25 protein-coding genes are annotated in these 19,476 nt (G+C 57.0%); 1 reads left to right on the forward strand and 24 read right to left on the reverse strand.

Annotation, left to right across the window (positions count from 1 at the left end; all coding sequences use genetic code 11):
- Positions 1 to 2 precede the first annotated feature (2 nt).
- From Q1B21_RS02410 to Q1B21_RS02520, 23 genes are all read right to left on the reverse strand, one after another.
- Positions 3 to 407 (reverse strand): DUF5333 domain-containing protein, encoded by a 405-nt coding sequence (locus tag Q1B21_RS02410; RefSeq protein ID WP_298932972.1) that lies wholly within the window; start codon positions 405 to 407, stop codon positions 3 to 5.
- Positions 408 to 505: 98 nt separating this feature from the next.
- Positions 506 to 862 (reverse strand): hypothetical protein, encoded by a 357-nt coding sequence (locus Q1B21_RS02415; protein ID WP_299080004.1) that lies wholly within the window; start codon positions 860 to 862, stop codon positions 506 to 508.
- A 79-nt stretch (positions 863 to 941) separates the two neighbouring features.
- A complete protein-coding gene (locus Q1B21_RS02420) occupies positions 942 to 1,445 on the reverse strand; it encodes a DUF3291 domain-containing protein (protein WP_299885453.1) in 504 nt (167 codons plus the stop codon).
- Complete coding sequence (locus tag Q1B21_RS02425) at positions 1,442 to 1,861, reverse strand: MAPEG family protein (protein ID WP_299885456.1); 420 nt, start codon at positions 1,859 to 1,861, stop codon at positions 1,442 to 1,444. The genes Q1B21_RS02420 and Q1B21_RS02425 overlap by 4 nt, the downstream gene beginning before the upstream one ends.
- 12 nt (positions 1,862 to 1,873) lie before the next feature.
- A complete protein-coding gene (locus tag Q1B21_RS02430; RefSeq protein ID WP_299886735.1) occupies positions 1,874 to 2,371 on the reverse strand; it encodes a DUF3291 domain-containing protein in 498 nt (165 codons plus the stop codon).
- A gap of 2 nt (positions 2,372 to 2,373) precedes the next feature.
- Positions 2,374 to 3,672 (reverse strand): NADH-quinone oxidoreductase subunit NuoF, encoded by a 1,299-nt coding sequence (nuoF, locus tag Q1B21_RS02435; protein ID WP_299885459.1) that lies wholly within the window; start codon positions 3,670 to 3,672, stop codon positions 2,374 to 2,376.
- A gap of 7 nt (positions 3,673 to 3,679) precedes the next feature.
- A complete protein-coding gene (locus Q1B21_RS02440; protein WP_298932980.1) occupies positions 3,680 to 3,904 on the reverse strand; it encodes a DUF5337 domain-containing protein in 225 nt (74 codons plus the stop codon).
- 41 nt (positions 3,905 to 3,945) lie between these two features.
- Positions 3,946 to 5,088 (reverse strand): NADH-quinone oxidoreductase subunit E, encoded by a 1,143-nt coding sequence (locus tag Q1B21_RS02445; RefSeq protein ID WP_299885463.1) that lies wholly within the window; start codon positions 5,086 to 5,088, stop codon positions 3,946 to 3,948.
- Between the two features lie 327 nt (positions 5,089 to 5,415).
- On the reverse strand, positions 5,416 to 6,639 hold the full coding sequence (locus tag Q1B21_RS02450; RefSeq protein ID WP_299885466.1) for an NADH-quinone oxidoreductase subunit D: 1,224 nt from the start codon (positions 6,637 to 6,639) through the stop codon (positions 5,416 to 5,418).
- Positions 6,639 to 6,770 carry a hypothetical protein gene (locus Q1B21_RS02455; protein ID WP_299885469.1) on the reverse strand — a complete coding sequence of 44 codons (132 nt, stop codon included), beginning with the start codon at positions 6,768 to 6,770 and terminating at the stop codon, positions 6,639 to 6,641. Before Q1B21_RS02455 ends, Q1B21_RS02450 begins: the two co-directional genes overlap by 1 nt.
- Before the next feature lie 7 nt (positions 6,771 to 6,777).
- Entirely contained in the window at positions 6,778 to 6,951 is a 174-nt protein-coding gene (locus Q1B21_RS02460; protein ID WP_010442775.1) for a hypothetical protein, read from the reverse strand.
- Positions 6,951 to 7,556 carry an NADH-quinone oxidoreductase subunit C gene (locus Q1B21_RS02465; protein ID WP_298933012.1) on the reverse strand — a complete coding sequence of 202 codons (606 nt, stop codon included), beginning with the start codon at positions 7,554 to 7,556 and terminating at the stop codon, positions 6,951 to 6,953. The genes Q1B21_RS02460 and Q1B21_RS02465 overlap by 1 nt, the downstream gene beginning before the upstream one ends.
- Positions 7,553 to 7,978, reverse strand: coding sequence for a ribonuclease E inhibitor RraB (locus Q1B21_RS02470; RefSeq protein WP_299079977.1), 426 nt, complete (start codon positions 7,976 to 7,978; stop codon positions 7,553 to 7,555). Before Q1B21_RS02470 ends, Q1B21_RS02465 begins: the two co-directional genes overlap by 4 nt.
- Entirely contained in the window at positions 7,975 to 8,508 is a 534-nt protein-coding gene (locus Q1B21_RS02475; protein WP_037307875.1) for an NADH-quinone oxidoreductase subunit B family protein, read from the reverse strand. Before Q1B21_RS02475 ends, Q1B21_RS02470 begins: the two co-directional genes overlap by 4 nt.
- Positions 8,499 to 8,864: an NADH-quinone oxidoreductase subunit A gene (locus tag Q1B21_RS02480; RefSeq protein WP_120635912.1), complete on the reverse strand. Its 366-nt coding sequence runs from the start codon at positions 8,862 to 8,864 to the stop codon at positions 8,499 to 8,501. Before Q1B21_RS02480 ends, Q1B21_RS02475 begins: the two co-directional genes overlap by 10 nt.
- Before the next feature lie 187 nt (positions 8,865 to 9,051).
- Positions 9,052 to 9,840: a crotonase/enoyl-CoA hydratase family protein gene (locus Q1B21_RS02485; RefSeq protein ID WP_299885475.1), complete on the reverse strand. Its 789-nt coding sequence runs from the start codon at positions 9,838 to 9,840 to the stop codon at positions 9,052 to 9,054.
- A 1-nt stretch (position 9,841) separates the two neighbouring features.
- Entirely contained in the window at positions 9,842 to 10,693 is an 852-nt protein-coding gene (locus tag Q1B21_RS02490) for a hydroxymethylglutaryl-CoA lyase (protein WP_299885478.1), read from the reverse strand.
- A gap of 48 nt (positions 10,694 to 10,741) precedes the next feature.
- Positions 10,742 to 11,365 carry a glutathione S-transferase family protein gene (locus tag Q1B21_RS02495; protein WP_299885481.1) on the reverse strand — a complete coding sequence of 208 codons (624 nt, stop codon included), beginning with the start codon at positions 11,363 to 11,365 and terminating at the stop codon, positions 10,742 to 10,744.
- Positions 11,362 to 13,296 (reverse strand): acetyl/propionyl/methylcrotonyl-CoA carboxylase subunit alpha, encoded by a 1,935-nt coding sequence (locus Q1B21_RS02500; RefSeq protein ID WP_299885484.1) that lies wholly within the window; start codon positions 13,294 to 13,296, stop codon positions 11,362 to 11,364. Before Q1B21_RS02500 ends, Q1B21_RS02495 begins: the two co-directional genes overlap by 4 nt.
- Before the next feature lie 4 nt (positions 13,297 to 13,300).
- The gene (locus Q1B21_RS02505; protein ID WP_298933056.1) at positions 13,301 to 13,726 is read right to left on the reverse strand and encodes an ASCH domain-containing protein; all 426 of its coding nucleotides are present in this window, start codon (positions 13,724 to 13,726) and stop codon (positions 13,301 to 13,303) included.
- 1 nt (position 13,727) lies between these two features.
- On the reverse strand, positions 13,728 to 15,332 hold the full coding sequence (locus Q1B21_RS02510; protein WP_299885488.1) for a carboxyl transferase domain-containing protein: 1,605 nt from the start codon (positions 15,330 to 15,332) through the stop codon (positions 13,728 to 13,730).
- On the reverse strand, positions 15,329 to 15,979 hold the full coding sequence (locus Q1B21_RS02515) for a lysozyme inhibitor LprI family protein (RefSeq protein ID WP_299885492.1): 651 nt from the start codon (positions 15,977 to 15,979) through the stop codon (positions 15,329 to 15,331). Before Q1B21_RS02515 ends, Q1B21_RS02510 begins: the two co-directional genes overlap by 4 nt.
- On the reverse strand, positions 15,976 to 17,499 hold the full coding sequence (locus Q1B21_RS02520; protein WP_299885496.1) for an AMP-binding protein: 1,524 nt from the start codon (positions 17,497 to 17,499) through the stop codon (positions 15,976 to 15,978). Before Q1B21_RS02520 ends, Q1B21_RS02515 begins: the two co-directional genes overlap by 4 nt.
- A 136-nt stretch (positions 17,500 to 17,635) precedes the next feature.
- On the opposite strand from Q1B21_RS02520, the gene Q1B21_RS02525 reads away from it, so the two are divergent.
- Positions 17,636 to 18,241: an OmpW family outer membrane protein gene (locus Q1B21_RS02525; RefSeq protein ID WP_298933064.1), complete on the forward strand. Its 606-nt coding sequence runs from the start codon at positions 17,636 to 17,638 to the stop codon at positions 18,239 to 18,241.
- Positions 18,242 to 18,291: 50 nt separating this feature from the next.
- On the opposite strand, the gene Q1B21_RS02530 is transcribed toward Q1B21_RS02525, so the two are convergent.
- Positions 18,292 to 19,455 (reverse strand): isovaleryl-CoA dehydrogenase, encoded by a 1,164-nt coding sequence (locus tag Q1B21_RS02530; protein ID WP_299885500.1) that lies wholly within the window; start codon positions 19,453 to 19,455, stop codon positions 18,292 to 18,294.
- Positions 19,456 to 19,476 lie beyond the last annotated feature (21 nt).

The raw sequence follows: 19,476 nt of genomic DNA on the forward strand, positions 1-19,476 counted from the left end.
GTCTAGTTCGCCCTCAAATAAACGCCGATGGCGCTGTTTCTTTCGATTTCCGTACGACCCAACGTACAGAAGGAATTCGGATTGTCGTAAGAGACGCCATGCTGGGCCAAATAGGCCTCACCTTTGGATCGCATCCGGTCTTTTTCGGAATCAGAGTCCACGTAGGCGCGGATTTCCTTGTCTGAATACCCCAGTTTGTTCGCCTTGGACCGCAACCCCCATATCACCCCGATCGCCTTCATCCGGCGCCCGCTTATCGACGGGCAATAGTCCGAAATTTCGTTTGCAATGGCGATGTAGTAGAGTTCATTGTCGATCTCTTTGACATCTCTCAAGGGCGGTTTTGCGTCTGCTGCCGCCGGGATTGTCATGAGGGCCGCCAAAGCGATTGTTTTTGCAAAAGACATGGTTTTTCCTTTCGTCTTGGGTTCCCCAAGACGACGTGCGACCCGGTTGCTATGCAATAACGGCCCAGGGATCGTGTTGTGATATGCAAAAACACGGCTCATGGTCTTTGGCACGTCCCCGCAAATGTCAGCTTGTCGTCACTGATCTGCAATTGCTGTGGCTCGGTATCCGGGCCAACCTTCCACTCGATCCGCGACGAGCCAAAATTTTCTATGCAGAACTTTGTACCCTCATAACGCCCTGCCTCGCGGGCGCCATCCAACGATGCGGATACGCCATTTACGACCACCGAGAAATCGGCTGGCGAGACTTTTTTGTCCACCACTTTAGCCTTGGCCCGAAAAGCCTGACCATCGAACAGAATCCGATCATCCGATGGCCTGAGCAATCCACAAGCTGATACAAGAAGACACGCAGAAACAAGTGTAGCGCGCTTAAGAACGACTTTTACCAAGGTAACCACCCCCGTTTAGCGGCCGGCCTGAGCGGCATGTCGACAACGACCGAGACCGTTAACTGTGTCTGCATCGCAATCACTCCGCTGCAACCTGGGCGCACCGATTGTCGCGCCACTTGCTTGCCTGTTTCAATTCATCCCAGCCAAAGGCCTGGGTGTCGGGACCATTTGTCCGCAGGTGGTCCAACCTCTCCAACCCTTCTTCAAGGGTCGGTTTGTGCCCTTCAGGCACCCACCACATCACAAAGTGCGGCTCGCCCAGCACTTCAAACCAGTCATGCCGGCGCTCGTAGAACTGTTTGTGGATCGTGCCCCAAACAAAACGCTCAAGACTTTCGACATTTTTCCAAACAGTCATGTTAGCAACGAATTGTGGATCACCGTCGATGTTGTTTTCGGTATTGCCGGTTCCCGGCTCGCCTGATCCCTCCATCATCCAGACAAAGCCCGGCATGCGCTTGCCAAGCCCGTTGATACGGTCGAGATTGTTCATGAATTCCGCCACTCGCGGATCATCAGTCGGGGTCAGCAAACGCCCGATGTTTAATTCCGCCAGGTGATGTCCGTCAGGTTGGATCAAAACGCCGCCCCCAATGCCAGAACGCCCAGAATGACCATACAGGCCCATCCGACGACATAAGAAATCGACCGCAACCCGCTGTTTTGCTTCCCAATTCCGCGCAAATGGATCACCAGCATGACGATCCGCGCCACCAACGCAACCGACGCCAACAGGTTCACCCAAAACGGGCTTGCCCCCAAAAGGATCGCCGCAATGGTCACGGCAAGATACGCTGGCAGTGTCTCGGTTCCGTTCAGGTAAGCGCGATTCAGGCGATAAGCGTTATCGGAATAGTCCTGCTCTGGCGTTGCGCCCGGGGCCAGTCCCTTGCCCTGTTTTGCCAGAGCAGTAAACGGTGACATGAACAGGACGATCAAGGTAAAGATCACCAGCGAGGCAATTGCGTGTGAATACTCAGCGAATACATCCAACATACCGTCTCTCCTTCACCCGACCTGTTCGCATTGAGCGGCTTTCCAAAGCGCCGCTTCTTTGGCACCAGCCCACCCAAAGGAAAACTCGGTCTCCCCGTGTTCTTCAAGATGACGATACCGTTCGGCCGCCTCCGCAATGGTCGGTCGATGCCCAGCCGGAACCCACCATAAAACCAACCGCAAGGCGTCACTGGGCGCATACCATTCGTGTTTTCGGTCATAGAACTGTTTGTGAACGGTGTTCCAGACGAAATTCTCCAAACTGGTAATATCTTCCCATACCGACAATGTCGAAGCCGTTCGCGGATTGCCCCCCAACGGGCCTGTCAGATCGCATTGCGCGTCTTCCATCGCATCATCCGACATGCGCCATACAAAACCGGGGGCACGCATAGCAACCGCGTATACCCGGTCGAGGTTATCCGCAAAGTCTTTGACGCGCGGATCTTCCCAGTCGTAGCGCAACGTGCCGATATTGAACTCGGCGATATGATGACCCGATGGCTGCATTTTCACTCGGCCGCCATCGCGCGCATGCGACCCGATTTCTGGGCTCTGATACGGTCTTCGATTTCTTCGCGGAAGTTGCGGATAAGGCCCTGGATCGGCCAAGCAGCCGCATCCCCAAGGGCGCAGATCGTGTGGCCTTCGACCTGTTTGGTCACATCGAACAACATGTCGATCTCTTCCAGCTCCGCTTCACCGCGCACCAGACGGTCCATAACACGCATCATCCAACCCGTGCCTTCTCGGCAGGGCGTGCACTGGCCGCAGCTTTCGTGCTTGTAGAATTTTGACAGACGCCAGATCGCTTTAATGATGTCCGTGGACTTGTCCATCACGATCACGGCAGCGGTCCCGAGGCCCGAGCCCAGATCGTTACGCAGATGGTCAAAATCCATGATCGCATCGCGCATGTTCTCGCCGCGAACACATGGCACCGAGGACCCACCCGGGATTACTGCCAACAGGTTGTCCCAACCACCGCGAATGCCGCCGCAATGGGTTTCGATCAGCTGTTCAAACGGGATCGACATCGCCTCTTCGACAACACAAGGATTGTTGACGTGACCAGAGATCGCAAACAGTTTGGTGCCTGCGTTGTTCTGACGGCCAAAGCCAGCAAACCAGTCAGCTCCGCGCCGCAGAATGGTTGGCACAACAGCGATGGATTCCACGTTGTTCACTGTGGTCGGGCAACCATAAAGACCCGCGCCCGCTGGGAACGGAGGTTTCATCCGCGGCATGCCCTTTTTGCCTTCAAGGCTTTCAATCAGCGCGGTTTCTTCACCGCAAATATAAGCCCCGGCCCCGTGATGCAGGAACAGATCGAAATCCCATCCCGATCCGGCGGCGTTTTTACCCAGCAGACCGGCATCATAAGCCTCATCAATCGCGGCCTGCAGCGCCTCGCGTTCGCGAATATATTCGCCGCGCAGGTAGATATAACAAGTGTTTGCGTTCATCGCGAAGGACGCGATCAGGCAGCCTTCGATCAAGGTATGCGGATCATGGCGCATAATCTCGCGGTCTTTGCAGGTGCCGGGTTCGGATTCGTCGGCATTCACCACCAGATAGGCCGGGCGACCATCGCTTTCCTTGGGCATGAACGACCATTTCAGACCCGTTGGAAAACCCGCACCGCCCCGACCGCGCAAGCCTGAATCTTTCATCGTTTGAATAATCCAGTCGCGCCCATTGCCAATCAGGCCAGCGGTTCCGTCCCAATGCCCCCGAGCTTGCGCGCCTTTCAGCGTCCGATCGTGCATCCCGTAGATGTTGGTAAAGATCCGGTCCTGATCCTTCAGCATCGCTCGCTTACCTTTGGTTGTCCTGACGCATGCGCCAGAGTTGAAATATGTTGATCACCGCGTAGATGAATCCGCCCAATGCGGCGAAATCAAACAGCAGCGCATAGCGCCCGGGCATTTCCAAAGCCGGGCCGATGAACAGCGACACAGCAAGCCACAACAGCATGGTCACAGCAATGACCACCCCGATATGCCGGCCCTTGCGGGCTATTGCTTGTTCCTTATCGTCCATCTTATCCCGGCACCCAATTGGTGGCGCCGCTCATCCCTGTGTCAGTCTTCGTAAAGCCCGTCTTTTTTTGCGCGTTTGGCGAATTCCGTCTCTTCACCCGCTGCCAGTTTCGACGCTTGTTCGATCCAGCCATCCCGTTCAATCCGACCTTTGAACTTCAATCGCGCATCAACCCACGCCACATGCCCATCTGTCCAGGCTGCGATCTGGTCAAAGTGATAGAAGCCCAACTCGTTGAGCGTCTGCTCCAGCTTCGGTCCCACGCCTTTCAACAGCTTCAGGTCATCTGGCGCACCACCCCGAGCGCCAGTCAGCGTTTCGGGCTGCTCTTCTTTGAGCTCGGCCGGTTTTGCTTCGGCTTTCTTGGCCTTGGCAGGTTTGGATTTAGCCTCTGCCGCCTGCTTTGCCGCAGGTTTGCCAGTTGCAGGTGCCTTGGGTGGCTTCGGAGCCGACTTCGTCGCAGCGGCTTTGCCATCCTTGCCCAACCATGGCGTCAGGATCGGAACCTCGGTTCCGTCGATCCGTCTTACGGTGTCGCCCAGATCACTGGCCAAGGCGACACTGGCATTGTATTGCGGCTTGCCTGCGTCATATTCGGTCAGGCTGGACAGACCACTCAGAGGTTCTGCGGCATAGCGCCCGTTTTGCGGGCCCGGCAGCGGCACTTTGCCCGCTGCCAGATCGTCGATGATCTTACCAAAACTCTCGGCCGTCAGATCTTCGTAGTAATCCTTGCCGATCTGCGCCATCGGCGCATTGGTGCAGGAGCCCAGACATTCGACCTCTTCCCAACTCAGCTTACCATCGGCGGACAAAGCATGCGGTTTCTCGGCGATCTTGTCCTTGCAGACCGCGATCAGGTCTTCGGCCCCGCAGATCATGCAGGAAGTCGTGCCACAAACCTGAATATGCGCAACCGACCCAACCGGCTGCAATTGAAACATAAAGTAGAAAGAGGCGACTTCAAGAACCCGGATATAAGCCATGCCCAGCATGTCGGCGACGGATTCAATCGCCGGACGGCTCAGCCAGCCCTCCTGCTCCTGCGCGCGCCACAAAAGCGGGATGACCGCGCTGGCCTGACGGCCCTCGGGGTATTTGGTGATCTGCGCTTCGGCCCATTGCTGATTGGCAGCGGTGAAGGCGAAGCTGTCGGGTTGTTCGGGATGAAGACGGCGGAGCATCAGCGGTTCTCCCGCAGAAAAATTGAGTGATTGGGAGGGCAAAGCGTCAGCATAGATAGATCACCATCAAGTATCCGTCACTTTGACGGGCTCGCCTGTCGGTTATCAGAACGTCAATCAGATCAGGTATCTCTGCTACGGCGAAACCTGCAGGTATCAGTTTGTTCGCAACGTCCTCTATCTCGATCCGGCAACCGTTCCTAAGAACGAAGTCGTACAATGCATCGGCACGGCGCTCGATACTATCTGAGGTAGAAACACTCGTCTCAGCGGCAAGGCTAGTCGCGAAAAAAACCGCGCCTAATGTAATTGAACGAGCGCAAATCATTACCGATCAATCTCCCCAAACACCACGTCCATGGTGCCGATGATGGCGGCAACGTCGGCCAGTTGGTGACCCCCGGCGATGTAGTCCATGGCTTGCAGGTGCAGGAAGCCCGGCGCGCGCAGTTTGGCGCGGTAGGGTTTGTTGGTACCATCGGCGACCAGGTAGACGCCGAATTCGCCCTTGGGGGCCTCGACGGCGGCATAAACCTCGCCCACCGGAACGTGGAAGCCTTCGGTGTACAGCTTGAAGTGATGGATCAGGCTTTCCATCGAGGTCTTCATGTCCGACCGGCTTGGCGGAGTGATCTTGCCGCGCGCTAGAATATCCCCCGGACACTCGCGGATTTTGGCGATAGCCTGACGGATGATCAGCAGCGACTGGCGCATCTCTTCCATGCGCACCAGATAGCGGTCATAGCAGTCGCCGTTCTTGCCTACAGGGATCTGAAATTCGAACTCGTCGTAGCATTCATAGGGCTGTGCACGGCGCAGATCCCAGGCTAGGCCAGACCCGCGCACCATGACGCCCGAGAAACCGTATTTCTGGATGTCATCCTCGGTCACGACGCCGATATCGGCGTTACGTTGCTTGAAGATGCGGTTTTCGGTCAGCAGACCGTCGATATCGTCCATAACCGCAGGGAATTCATGGCTCCATGCCTCGATATCGTCCAACAGTTCCGGCGGCAGGTCCTGATGCACACCGCCGGGTCGGAAATAGGCCGCGTGCAGGCGGGCACCGCAGGCACGCTCATAAAACACCATCAGCTTTTCGCGTTCTTCAAAGCCCCAGAGCGGCGGGGTCAGCGCGCCGACGTCCATCGCCTGGGTGGTCACGTTCAGCAGATGGTTCAGGATGCGCCCAATCTCAGAATACAGGACCCGGATCAGAGAGGCCCGGCGGGGCACTTCAACGCCGGTCAGCTTTTCAATAGCCAGACACCAAGCGTGTTCCTGATTCATCGGCGCCACATAGTCGAGACGATCGAAATACGGCAGGTTTTGCAGATAGGTTCGGCTTTCCATCAGCTTTTCGGTGCCACGGTGCAGCAGGCCGATATGCGGGTCACAGCGCTCGACGATTTCGCCGTCCAGCTCAAGCACTAGACGCAAAACCCCATGCGCGGCAGGGTGCTGCGGGCCAAAGTTAATGTTAAAGTTGCGGATCTTCTGCTCGCCGCTCAGCGCGTCCGAACTGCCGTCATCATATCTGGAGCCGTCCATCAACGCCGTCCCCTCTTATTCTTCTTTGCCGCGGCCCGCACTCGAACCTTTTCGGCCTCGGCCGCTTTGGCTGCAGCGCCCGCAAGCAGGATGCCCAGCGCGCCCAAAGCGATCAGTTCCCCCAGCAGCATCAGCATCTCAGCGGCGCTCCAATTCCTGAAGTTTCAAACCGACCCACCACAGCAGCGCGATAGTGCCAAATGGGACCAAGCACAGCAGACACCAGTATTTGTTGATCCCGAAAAACGGCAGAATTTTCACCATCGGGATGATGGTCAGCGCAGAAAGGATCAGCCACCAGATACCACCCATTATTCGGCCTCCTGCTTTTCATCGCCAGGCAGAATGTACTCCGCACCTTCCCACGGGGACATGAAGTCAAACTGACGGTACTCTTGCACCAGCGAGACCGGCTCGTACACGACACGCTTTTGCGCCTCGTCATACCGAACTTCGGTATAGCCGGTGGTCGGGAAATCCTTGCGCAATGGATGGCCACGGAACCCATAGTCGGTCAGGATGCGCCGCAGGTCCGGATGACCCGAGAACAAGATGCCGAACATATCGAACACCTCCCGCTCGAACCAGTTGGCCGAGGGGTGTACATCGACGATCGAGGGCACCATGTCTTCCTCTCGGATCGAGACCCGCAGGCGGATGCGCTGGTTCTGATACATCGACAGGAAGTGGTAGACCACGTCGAACCGCTTGGCCCGCTCGGGGTAGTCCACAGCAGTGATATCCACCAAAGTCGAGAACTTGCAGTTCTGATCAGATTTCAGAAATTCGATAAACTCAACCAGGTTAGACGGGGCCACATCGACGTTCAGCTCACCGTGGGTAACGTCCCAGGACAGAACGCAATCGGTTCGCTTGAGTTCCAGCTGGGCGCCGAGTTCTTTGAGTGCTTCGCTCACCGCTTCAACTCCTCAACAGAATTGACGGAAAGTTCGGCATTCGCCGGGTCAGGAAACTCCCAGAAACACTCACTTCCACCATGATCTGCTGCCAGATTTCCCAGTGTCTGTTCAATCATAGAAATCAAGCGCACCTCTGCCTTCGCAGAGACAGAATAAGTCACATCGACCGATTCCTCATCCTCATCGCAAAACAAGGTGGCATCTGATTTTCCTAGCCGATGGTCAGCCTCAATCGACCGCATCAAAGCACGTGCTTGATCAACAAAGGCTTCAGCGTCTTGCTTGCTTGGGAATTCGATTGTGAACTCAAAAGATAGCTTTTGACGCAGATCAACACCGTTTTCTTCGAAGCGCTGAAAAATAATGGCATTCTCCGCGATCAGCGCCTCAGATGGTTCTGTGTACGTCTCTGATTTCATCGAACAATCGTCCCAGTACGGCGGATTTTGCGTTGCAATTGCATCAATCCGTATAGCAACGCTTCGGCTGTTGGAGGGCAGCCAGGGACGTAAATATCCACCGGAACGATACGATCACAACCACGCACAACCGAATATGAATAGTGATAATATCCGCCACCATTGGCGCAGGATCCCATAGAGATCACATAGCGCGGCTCGGGCATCTGGTCATAAACCTTGCGCAGCGCAGGGGCCATCTTGTTGGTCAGCGTTCCGGCCACGATCATCACATCCGACTGACGCGGAGACGCGCGGGGCGCAATGCCAAACCGTTCCGCATCATACCGCGGCATCGAGGTGTGCATCATCTCAACCGCGCAGCAGGCCAGACCAAAGGTCATCCAGTGCAGCGAGCCAGTACGGGCCCAATTGATGATGTCCTCGGTCGAGGTCAGCAGAAATCCTTTGTCCTGCAGCTCGGCGTTCAGGGCCTGGGTGGCGACTTCTTTGTCGACGCCCGCGGTGTTTGCGCCCGTCATCACTCCCATTCCAAGGCTCCCTTCTTCCACTCATAGGCAAAGCCGATGGTCAGAACGCCTAGGAACACCATCATCGACCAGAAGCCTACATCGCTGATGTCTTTGAACCCAACGGCCCAAGGGAACAGGAACGCAATCTCCAGATCAAAGATGATGAAGAGAATCGCAACCAGATAGAACCGCACATCGAATTTCATCCGCGCATCATCAAAAGCATTGAAACCGCATTCATAGGCGCTGACTTTTTCCGGGTCAGGATTGCGGACGGCCAGCACGACGGCGGCAAGAATCAAAACGATTCCAAGACCGACCGCCACGGCCAGAAACACCAGGATCGGGAGGTATTCCCGCAGCAGGTCTTCCACTAGTAGCTCCTTTCCTGCGCATCCTCTATTGGAATGCGCCGTCAATTGGCGTGTTGACTGGACATTCTCTATCCCTGCGGGGTCAGAGGGTCAACCGAACACAAGCGCACACCGCATCAATCCTGCGCTTGACAACGTCAGGAAGAATCGCAACCGGTGAACCCCAGGTTGCCTTGTACGGTAAGCGTTAAACTTTGTTGTTCCACGCGGGGTTACGCTTGTCAAAAAACGCACCAATCCCCTCTTGGGCTTCAGATGTCTCCCAGCGGGAGACCAGTTTTTGGATGGTGTGATCAATCACGCTGTCATCGATACGAGGACCCAGTTCCCGGACAAGTTCCTTTGCGGAGGCAACCGCACCGGGGGCGCAGCTCAGGTAAGGTTGAACCTCTGCCTCGATCGCCGCGTCGAGCTCATCGGCGGGCGCCACCTTGGCCAATAACCCCAGATCCACGGCTTCGTACGCATCGAACAACCGCGCAGACATGAACACCCTCCGGGCTTTCGCCTCACCCATCCGGGCAATCACATAAGGTCCGATGGTGGCCGGGATCAGCCCCAACCGGGTTTCGGTCAGCCCCATCTTCAGGCTGTCGACGCCAATGGCTACATCACAGACTGAGGCTAAACCGACGCCGCCGCCAAAGGCATTGCCCTGCAACGCGCCAATCAACGGTTTGTTTAGCATGTTCAAAGCCTGCAGCATTTCCGCAAGTTTGCGTGCTTCGACAAAACGTGTCGCCGAATCTGCCACCATCTGTTCTTTCATCCAGCCCAGATCACCGCCGGCGCAAAAGGTTTTGCCTGCGCCGGTCAAAACGACCACACGCACATCTTGATCGTTCCCCAGATCAGCCGCCGCATGCGTCAGTTCCGCGATCATAATGGCCGACATTGCATTGTGCTTTTCGGCACGGTTCAGGGTCAGCGTTGCGACGCCCCGGTCATCTGAGGTGAGCGTGATCGCTTCGTACATGTCAGCCTCTCATCGCCTGAGCCATCTGAGCGGCCTCTTCCAGCACCGCAGCGTCCAGACCGGTTTCATATCCCAGCCGTTCTAGATGTGCGGCAACGGCTTCGGTTGCGACGTTCCCGGCCGCCCCAGGCGCATAGGGGCATCCACCCAATCCACCAATCGCCGCATCGAAGACCCGAACCCCAAGCGCAATTGAAGCATCAATATTGTCCATCGCACGACCGTTCGTGTCATGGAAATGCCCAGCCAATCGGGTGACCGGGACCCTTTCACGCACAGCCAGCAACATATGGGCAATCTTGTCCGGTGTGCCCTGCCCAATCGTATCGCCTAACGACACTTCATAGCAGCCGTGCGAGAACAGAATATCAGCAACTTCCGCCACTTTTTCAGGCGGGGTCGGCCCGTCATAGGGGCAATCCGTCACGCAAGACACATAACCCCTGACCGGCAAGTCGATGTGGCGGGCGGCTTCCAAAATCGGAACAAAACGTTCGATGGATTCGGCGATTGATGCGTTGATATTCGCCTTAGAAAAACCTTCGGAGGCCGAGGCAAAGATTGCAATCTCATCCGCACCGGCGGCCATCGCATCTTCGTATCCGCGCAAATTCGGGGTCAGCGCTGCGTATCGAACCCCTTTGGCCCTAGTGATACCGGCAAGAACATCGGCGCTGCCAGCCATTTGCGGCACCCATTTCGGAGAGACAAAGCTTGCCATTTCGATCCGGCTGAACCCGGCGCGCGACAAGCAGTCAACCAGCGCCACTTTCTCGGCCACCGGGATCTCGCGTTTCTCGTTCTGAAGCCCGTCCCGTGGACCTACTTCAAAGATTTCTATCCGCTCACCCATCCTAACCTCCATTGACGGCGCATCGTTTGCCGACGCGCCACTGTGTTCTCACGCCTCGGGTCCCAACCTGCAGAAGGTTTCGGCAACTTTGTCCCGATTGTTCATCCGTGCCCACCATGAGTTCAATGCGGGGTAATGGGCAAGCAATTCCGCAGCTGCCGGATATCTCCGGAACGCATCGATCATCGGAAACAGGATACAATCCTCGGGCTCACACCCTGAACCAAGCACGAGGTTCTCAGCGGCTATGTCCTCCAATGCGCTCAGAACGGAACCCGCTTGTTCAAGGCCGTCCTGTATTTTCGACATATCGTATTCAAGGTCAAAAGCCGGCCTGAAAACGCCATGGGAGTAAACCTGCCGGACCAAAGGCCAATAGGCGTAAGAGGTCACGATTCCGGCAATCTGTGCCGCGCGCGCTTCGACAAGCGGGGCGCGGATGCGGTTGCGGTCGCTGATCCGATAGAGGTAACTAAGGATCGCCCAGCTTTCGTACACACGTGTCTGACCATCAAACAAAACCGGCACCCGCCCGAACGGATGATCGTCGGATGCTTCACCGAACGGGTCGACCTCTTCCCAACTGTAGGGATGAGATAATTCAGCCAGCGCGATGCGAACTGATCGGGAAAAGACGCTGTGGCTGTAACCTATGACTCGCAGCGCTTTCAATCATTGTCCTCCAACCGCACCAACGCGGCGCCAGCCTCGACTTGTGCCCCGGCATCGACAAGCACTTCGGCGACCTCGCCATCACGTGCCGCCAACAGCGAATGCTCCATCTTCATTGCCTCAAGAATGGCCAGCCGGTCACCTTCCGAAACGGTCTGGCCCGCAGTCGCGAACACAGCTTTGACCAAACCGGGCATTGGCGCTTCGATTACGTTGGTATCACCTGCTGCGCTGACGTCGCGATCCAACGGGTCAACATTCTCAAAGACCTGCCCATAGTCCTCAAAAACGGTGATCTCGCCGCCTGAGATTGCAACGTTCGGCATTGGCCTTCCGCCGACATTCCACCGCCCGTCATGACGTTCAGCGATCACCTGGGCCTCACCAACCTGCCAAACTTGCTGGCCGGGCCCTTCGACCTGAACGTCCAGATCCACAACTTCCCCGTCCTGCACCAACTGCACGGCCCGGTGCAGCGGAGACCACAAGGTGAACCCGGTTTCATCATTGGGCTCGACCAGATCAAGCGCGTGCATCGCTGCCGCAACAAAAGCTGACGAAGTGACTTCGGCCTGTTGAACCAGCGCGTCAATATCCCGACCGATCAGCCCCGTGTCGACGTCGCCCGACGCAAAGCCCGAATGTCGTGTCAAAGCGCCCAAGAACGCGAGATTGGTGACCGTCCCGCCAACCTCGGTCCCGCGCAAGGCACGATGCAAAGTTTCAAGAGCGACGGCACGTGTTGGCCCATGGACGACAACTTTCGAAATCATCGGGTCGTACCAAGGGCTAATCGTATCGCCGGCGCGCACGCCGCTATCGGCGCGGCACCCGTCCGGGAACCGCAGATGCGTCAACAGCCCTGTCGCTGGCAAGAAGCCCTTCGGAACATCCTCGGCATAGAGCCGCGCCTCGAACGCATGCCCGTTGATCGACAGATCCTCTTGCTGCATCGGCAAGCTCTCACCTGACGCAACCCGCAATTGCCATTCGACCAGATCGACACCTGTGATCGCTTCGGTCACCGGGTGTTCGACCTGCAGGCGCGTGTTCATCTCCATGAACCAGAACCGATCCGGGCGCAGACCGTCCGAAGCGTCAACGATGAATTCGACCGTCCCGGCCCCTTTGTAGCCAATCGCCTCAGCGGCGCGCACACCTGCCCGCCCCATCGCTTCGCGCATCTCGGACGTCATGCCCGGCGCCGGAGCCTCTTCGATCACTTTCTGATGCCGACGCTGCAACGAGCAATCGCGTTCGAACAAATGCACCGCATGGGTGCCATCGCCGAACACCTGCACTTCGATATGGCGTGGCTTGGCGACGAATTTCTCAACCAGAACAGCGTCATTGCCAAAGGCGGTCTGCGCCTCTCCCATTGCACTGTCCAATGCGGCTGCGAAGTCTTCGGGATTTTCGACCAGTCGCATGCCTTTGCCACCACCGCCAGCGACTGCTTTGATCAGAACCGGATATCCGATCGTGTCGGCAGCCGCGGCCAGATGTTCCGGGTCTTGGTTGTCGCCGTGATACCCAGGCACAACGGGTACACCCGCTTGTTCCATCAGAACTTTGGCCGCGTCCTTGAGCCCCATCTTACGGATCGCATCCGCCGAGGGACCAATGAATGTCAGACCTGCGGCTTCGACTGCGTCCACAAAACCGGGATTTTCGGACAGAAACCCATATCCCGGATGGATTGCCCGCGCACCTGTGTCCAAAGCCGCCTGAATAATCACATCGGCCTTGAGGTAGCTATCCGCTGGGGCGGGACCGCCAATATGAACGACCTCATCCGCCATCTGCACATGCTTTGCTGATGCGTCCGCATCGGAATGAACAGCGACGCAAGACACGCCCATGCTCTGAGCCGTCTCCATGACCCGGCAGGCGATCTCACCCCGATTGGCAATCAGAATTTTGTTGAACATGGTTTCACCCTTCCAATGCCAGATCTTCCACAAGCCGAAACCGTTCGCACACGAGTTTCATCTCGGGATCAAAACCACCGTTTCGTTGGAAATAGCGGCGATGATCTTCCTGCCATCCTTCAAGCGTTTCATTCTCACCTTCCGCTAAAGCGAAATCCTCGGTCACATCGCAGTACCGCCGGACCGAAACATCTACGGTTTCAATGACCAGAGCCGGTGTGTCATCCCAGTTCAGAGCAATATCACGGCGGCCGGGTTTCGGCATATCAAGGCTACCATCAGGATAATTACTGAGCGCATCGCAGGTCGCCGTTTTGCGGCCGGAACGAACCAAAGCCAGGAGCTCTGCGCTTAGCACCGCGTTGTCACCGAATTTGAATGTCTGTGCACCGGGGTAGCGGGCCAAAATGTCTTTCAAACTTACGCTCATCTTACATCCTGAACACGCCGAAACGTGTCTCCTCGATCGGGGCGTTCAGTGCAGCGCTCAGCGACAGAGCCAGTACATCCCGACTTTTGCGCGGGTCGATAATGCCATCGTCCCACAGACGGGCCGAGGCATAGAGCGGGTGGGATTGTTCTTCGAACATGTCCAAGGTCGGGCGTTTGAACTCAGCCTCTTCCTCGGCGGACCATGTGCCTCCCTGCCGCTCAATCCCGTCGCGTTTGACGGTGGCCAGAACGCCTGCCGCCTGCTCACCGCCCATGACCGAGATGCGAGAGTTGGGCCAGGTCCACAGGAATCGCGGCTGATAGGCGCGCCCCGCCATGCCGTAATTTCCCGCCCCGAAAGACCCACCCACCAGCATGGTGATCTTGGGTACTGATGTCGTGGCAACAGCCGTCACCATCTTGGCACCGTGGCGCGCAATACCTTCGTTTTCGTATTTACGACCAACCATGAAGCCGGTGATGTTCTGCAAAAACACCAACGGGATTTTACGCTGCGAGCACAGCTCCACGAAATGCGCACCCTTTTGCGCGGCCTCAGAAAACAACACGCCGTTGTTGGCGATGATCCCGACGGGGCATCCTTTGACATGGGCGAACCCGGTAACCAGCGTTTCGCCAAAGCGCGGTTTGAATTCGTCGAACCGAGAGCCATCGACAAGACGAGCAATCACCTCTCGGATGTCGTAAGGCGTGCGGAGATCGGCAGGAACCACGCCAAGGATCTCCTCAGGATCATAGGCTGGATCTTCCGGGTTGGCCCAATCTACCGTCTGCGGTTTGCTCAGGTTCAAAGAGAGAACCGCCCGCCGCGCCAGGGCGAGCGCATGGGCATCGTCTTCGGCAAGGTAATCCGCCACACCGGACAGGCGCGTATGCACATCGCCACCGCCCAGATCTTCGGCACTGACCACCTCTCCTGTCGCAGCTTTCACCAGAGGTGGCCCGGCCAGAAAGATCGTCCCCTGCTCTTTCACGATGATCGTTACATCCGACATCGCAGGCACATAAGCTCCGCCGGCCGTACATGATCCCATGACGACAGCGATCTGAGGGATACCCTTCGCGCTCATCCGCGCCTGATTGTAGAAGATGCGGCCAAAGTGGTCGCGGTCGGGGAAAACTTCATCCTGATTGGGCAGGTTCGCGCCGCCACTGTCGACCAGATAGATGCAGGGCAGATTGTTTTCCTCTGCGATCTCCTGCGCGCGCAGATGTTTCTTAACCGACATCGGGTAATAGGTGCCGCCCTTCACGGTGGCGTCGTTGCAGACCACCATGACCTCGCACCCCTGCACCAGGCCAATGCCTGCAATCACCCCGGCGCAAGGCGCGGCGTCACCATACATCCCATGCGCCGCCGTTGCCCCGATTTCCAGAAACGGAGATCCCGGGTCCAATAGGTTCGCCACCCGACGCCGGGGGAGCATCTTGCCGCGGGATTCATGCCGCGCGCGGGATTTCTCACCACCACCCATCCGAGCCGCGTCGGCAGCAACAGAGATTTGGGTCAGCGCATCCAGATGAGCCGCGCGGTTTGCTTTGAAGCCCTCGGAGGCGGGCATGGCTTTGGATGTGAGTTTCATGGTTTGACCGCCTCACGTGCGTTACAGGTTTCTCGTATGTAGTCACCTTGATACCAACTGCAGATTCCTACGATCTCTCTGTCCATCATCAGAGCTTGCTCTGCGGTTCTATACATCCAACAAGACCCTCTCGTGGGACCTGAAGCAGTCCCCCGCCAGTATTTACTAGCCCGGAAATGACAATAAGCTTTGGTATATTCTTCCCACTCTGCTTTCATTTTCTCGAATGTCTGAGGTGCAGTCCATTTGAGTGCATGATCATCCGGTGAAACATCCCCATGCAGGTTCCCGGCCCATTCAGCCACAACAGTGTAGTTTTGTTCCAACTTTAACTTCCAATAAATGGACTCTGCTTCGAGGCACATGATCATTCCATAGGTCGAGTAGTTGGTTCGATCCATGCAGTCTCCAGCGGCAACGCCAATGCAATCGTAAACTGCATCTGGAATTGCTCGCTGAGGCTTCTTCTTTTTGAGAGTCTGTCGCGCCTCTACTAGGCATTCCTCGATTAATTCAGTTTCAATAGAATATCTGTCGTTTTGCTCCGAAGCGATTTCATACGCATGAGATGAATGAACCGAGAAACCTACTGCAGATATCGCGACAATTATTGGGCTGATCAGTCCCAATTGGCCTTTCAGTTTCATTTCAATTCCCCCGCCGCCCGCGCCTTCAATTCCTTGCGGATCACCTTACCCGTCACCGTCATCGGCAGTTCTTCCAGAAACGCCACCTCGCGCGGGTAGGAATACTGCGCGAGACGGTCCTTGACCCAGTCCTGCAACTCCGAGGCCGAGGCTTCGACCTCCGGCTTTAAAACGACATAAGCCTTGACGATCTCGGTCCGCAGCGGATCGGGCTTGCCGACCACTCCGACCGTCGCCACCGCAGGGTGGGTCAGCAGGCAGTCTTCGATCTCGGCCGGGCCGATGCGGTAGCCGGCGGAGGTGATCACATCATCCTCACGACCGACAAAGCGCAGATACTCGCCCTGCCACACGCCGCGATCTCCAGTGATCAGCCAATCGCCGCGGTACTTCTCTACCGTCGCCTCAGGCCGATTCCAGTATTCCAACATCATCGAGGCCGTGCCGCGCTGGATGGCCACGTCCCCCTCTTCCTCGGTCGGATTGCCATCCTTGTCGACAACTGCCACCTCATGCCCCGGCACCGGCTTGCCGATGCAGCCGGGTTGAACAGGGAAATCCTCGGCGCAGGAGGATACGACCATATTGCATTCGGTCTGCCCGTAAAATTCGTTGATCGTCAGGCCAAACGCCTGCTGTCCCCAGGCCAGCATCTCGGCCCCCAGCGGCTCACCCCCTGACGCAACCGAACGCAAACCGGGGATCGCCTGATCCGCCGCTTTGAGCATCCGCAACGCTGTCGGAGGAAAGAACACATTCCGCACACCACCACGCTCAATCACGTCGGCGCAGGCCTCAGGCGTGAATTTCTCCAACCGCGCCGCGACGACCGGAATACCCAGCGCCAGCCCGGGCATCAGCACGTCGAACAATCCACCGATCCAGGCCCAATCCGCTGGCGTCCACAGGCAGTCTCCGCCTTGCAGGTGATTGTGGCTGATCGACACGCCCGGAAGATGCCCGGTCAGCACCCGATGCCCATGGAGCGCGCCTTTGGGGCTGCCGGTTGTTCCCGATGTATAGATCAACACGGCTGGGTCATTAGGCCCAGTAGCGGCAAATGGAAGGTTCGGGCCGTGCTCGGCAGTGTTTGCGGCAATGAGAGGTTCGGCTAGATCGCCAACTAAGTCTGCGCCCTGATCATCCGTCAGAACAATTCGCACCCCGGCATCGCTGATACGCGACCGCAAAGCATCCTGTTTGAACAGCTTGAACAAGGGCACAGATATCGCACCGATTTTCCAGATCGCCAGATGTGCCGCCGCACACCACGGCGATTGACTGAGCAACACACCAACACGATCCCCCGGCTGCACCTTTGACAACAACGCGCGCGCAATACCGTCGGTCATTTGCGACAGCTGGCCGTACGTGATGTCGTCGCGAGACGACCCGGTCAAATCGATCAGGGCCACCTGATCGGCCGGGTGATTTAGGCACTGACGCGCCATGTTCAGTTGATCCGGGAGATCCCAGCTACCCTCGGGGCGCAAACCCGGTATGCGCCTAGCGTCTACCACAGCGCATTTCCTTTGTTTTGCGGGCAGTTCGCAACACAGGCGCACCCGAGAACTTCACACAGATTTGATGCAGATCAGAGTTTGCCGAACGCTTTGCTGCGAAGCCAAGGACATCAACACAACCAAAGGCAAGACAATGACAAAGAAACTCGCCGCTTTGACCCTGTCCACCGCGCTGGTGGCTTTGGCCGTTCCCGCATTTGCCCAATCGCAGGGTGACTGGACGCTTGGTATTGGTGTCGGCTATCTGGACCCGAAATCGGACAACGGTACCCTTGCGGGCCTGAACGCCGAGATCGATGCAGACACGCGCCCGATCTTTACGGCCGAATACTTCATCCGTGACAACCTGGGCATCGAGCTGCTGGCTGCTACCCCGTTCAGCCACGATATCACCCTTGGTGGAAGCACCGATGCTGGCAGTGTCAAGCACCTGCCGCCGACCTTGTCGCTGAACTACCACATCCCGACCAACACGGCCTGGAAGCCGTATGTTGGCGCGGGTCTGAACTATACCATTTTCTTTGACGAGCAGTCCTCGCTGGGCGATCTGAAGGTGGACAACTCCTTCGGCGTCTCGTTGCAGGCCGGTCTGGACTACGCGATCACCGACAAGGGCGCTGTGCGTCTGAACGTGCGCTGGTTCGATATCGACTCGGATGTCACGTTGGACGGCGCCAATATTGGCACGGCAGAAATCGATCCCTGGCTGATCGGCCTGTCTTACGTTCATCGCTTCTGATCCTTTGATCGGATCGCCCCGCAGTGACCTCGTCTGCGGGGCGTTTTTTCTCAGAGAACTTCGTTCATCAACTCGCGCCCGATCAGCATCCGGCGGATTTCGCTGGTTCCCGCCCCAATTTCCATTAGCTTGGCATCCCGGAAAATTCGGCTGACCGCCGAGTCCGCAAGGAACCCGGCTCCGCCCATCGCCTGAACGGCCTGATGCGCCTGAACCATCGCCTGTTCCGAGGCGTAGAGGCAGCAGGCCGCCGCGTCCTGACGCGTGACATCTCCACGATCGCAAGCTTTCGCGACCTCATAGATGTAGGCGCGTGCTGAGTTCATCGCTGTATACATATCGGCAATCTTGCCCTGCATCAGTTGGAAGCTGCCGATGGGTTTGCCAAACTGCTTGCGTTCAGCCAGGTACGGCATAATCTCATCCAGGCAGGCGGCCATGATCCCAGTGCCGATGCCAGCCAGAACCACGCGTTCATAGTCCAGGCCCGACATAAGAACGGCAACGCCCTTACCCTCTTCGCCCAGAACATTTTCGAATGGGACTTCGACATCTTCAAAGATCAGCTCGGCCGTGTTTGACCCGCGCATGCCAAGCTTGTCGAAATGGGGAGACGTGGAAAATCCCTTCATCTCCTTCTCGATCAGGAAGGCGGTGATTCCCTTGGATCCTGCATCCGGATCAGTTTTGGCATAGACGACCAGCGTATCCGCATCCGGCCCGTTGGTGATCCAGTATTTGTTCCCGTTCAGACGATAATGATCGTTACGCTTTTCCGCGCGCAGCTTCATCGACACAACATCAGACCCGGCCGAGGCTTCGGACATGGCCAAAGCACCGACATGGTCGCCTGAGATCAGACGCGGCAGATACTTCTGCTTTTGCTCCTCAGTCCCGTTCAGCTTGATCTGGTTCACACACAGGTTTGAGTGCGCTCCGTAAGACAATGACACCGAGGCAGATGCGCGCGCGACCTCTTCCACAGCAATCGTATGTGCAAGATAGGACATTCCCGCACCGCCATATTCTTCAGGCACGGTCACGCCCAACAGGCCAAGCTCCCCCATCTCTTTCCACAATTCATTGGGAAAGGCGTTAGAGGCATCGACCTCTGCCGCCATCGGCTTAACCCGTTCTTGCGCCCAGCGATGCACCAATTCGCGCAGCGCGTTTACATCTTCACCCAGATCAAATTGCATCGTTGCCTGGAACATATCGCTTTCCCGTACGTCGCC

It is taken from the genome of uncultured Ruegeria sp. (genome assembly GCF_947504215.1).
Taxonomy (GTDB): Bacteria; Pseudomonadota; Alphaproteobacteria; order Rhodobacterales; family Rhodobacteraceae; genus Ruegeria.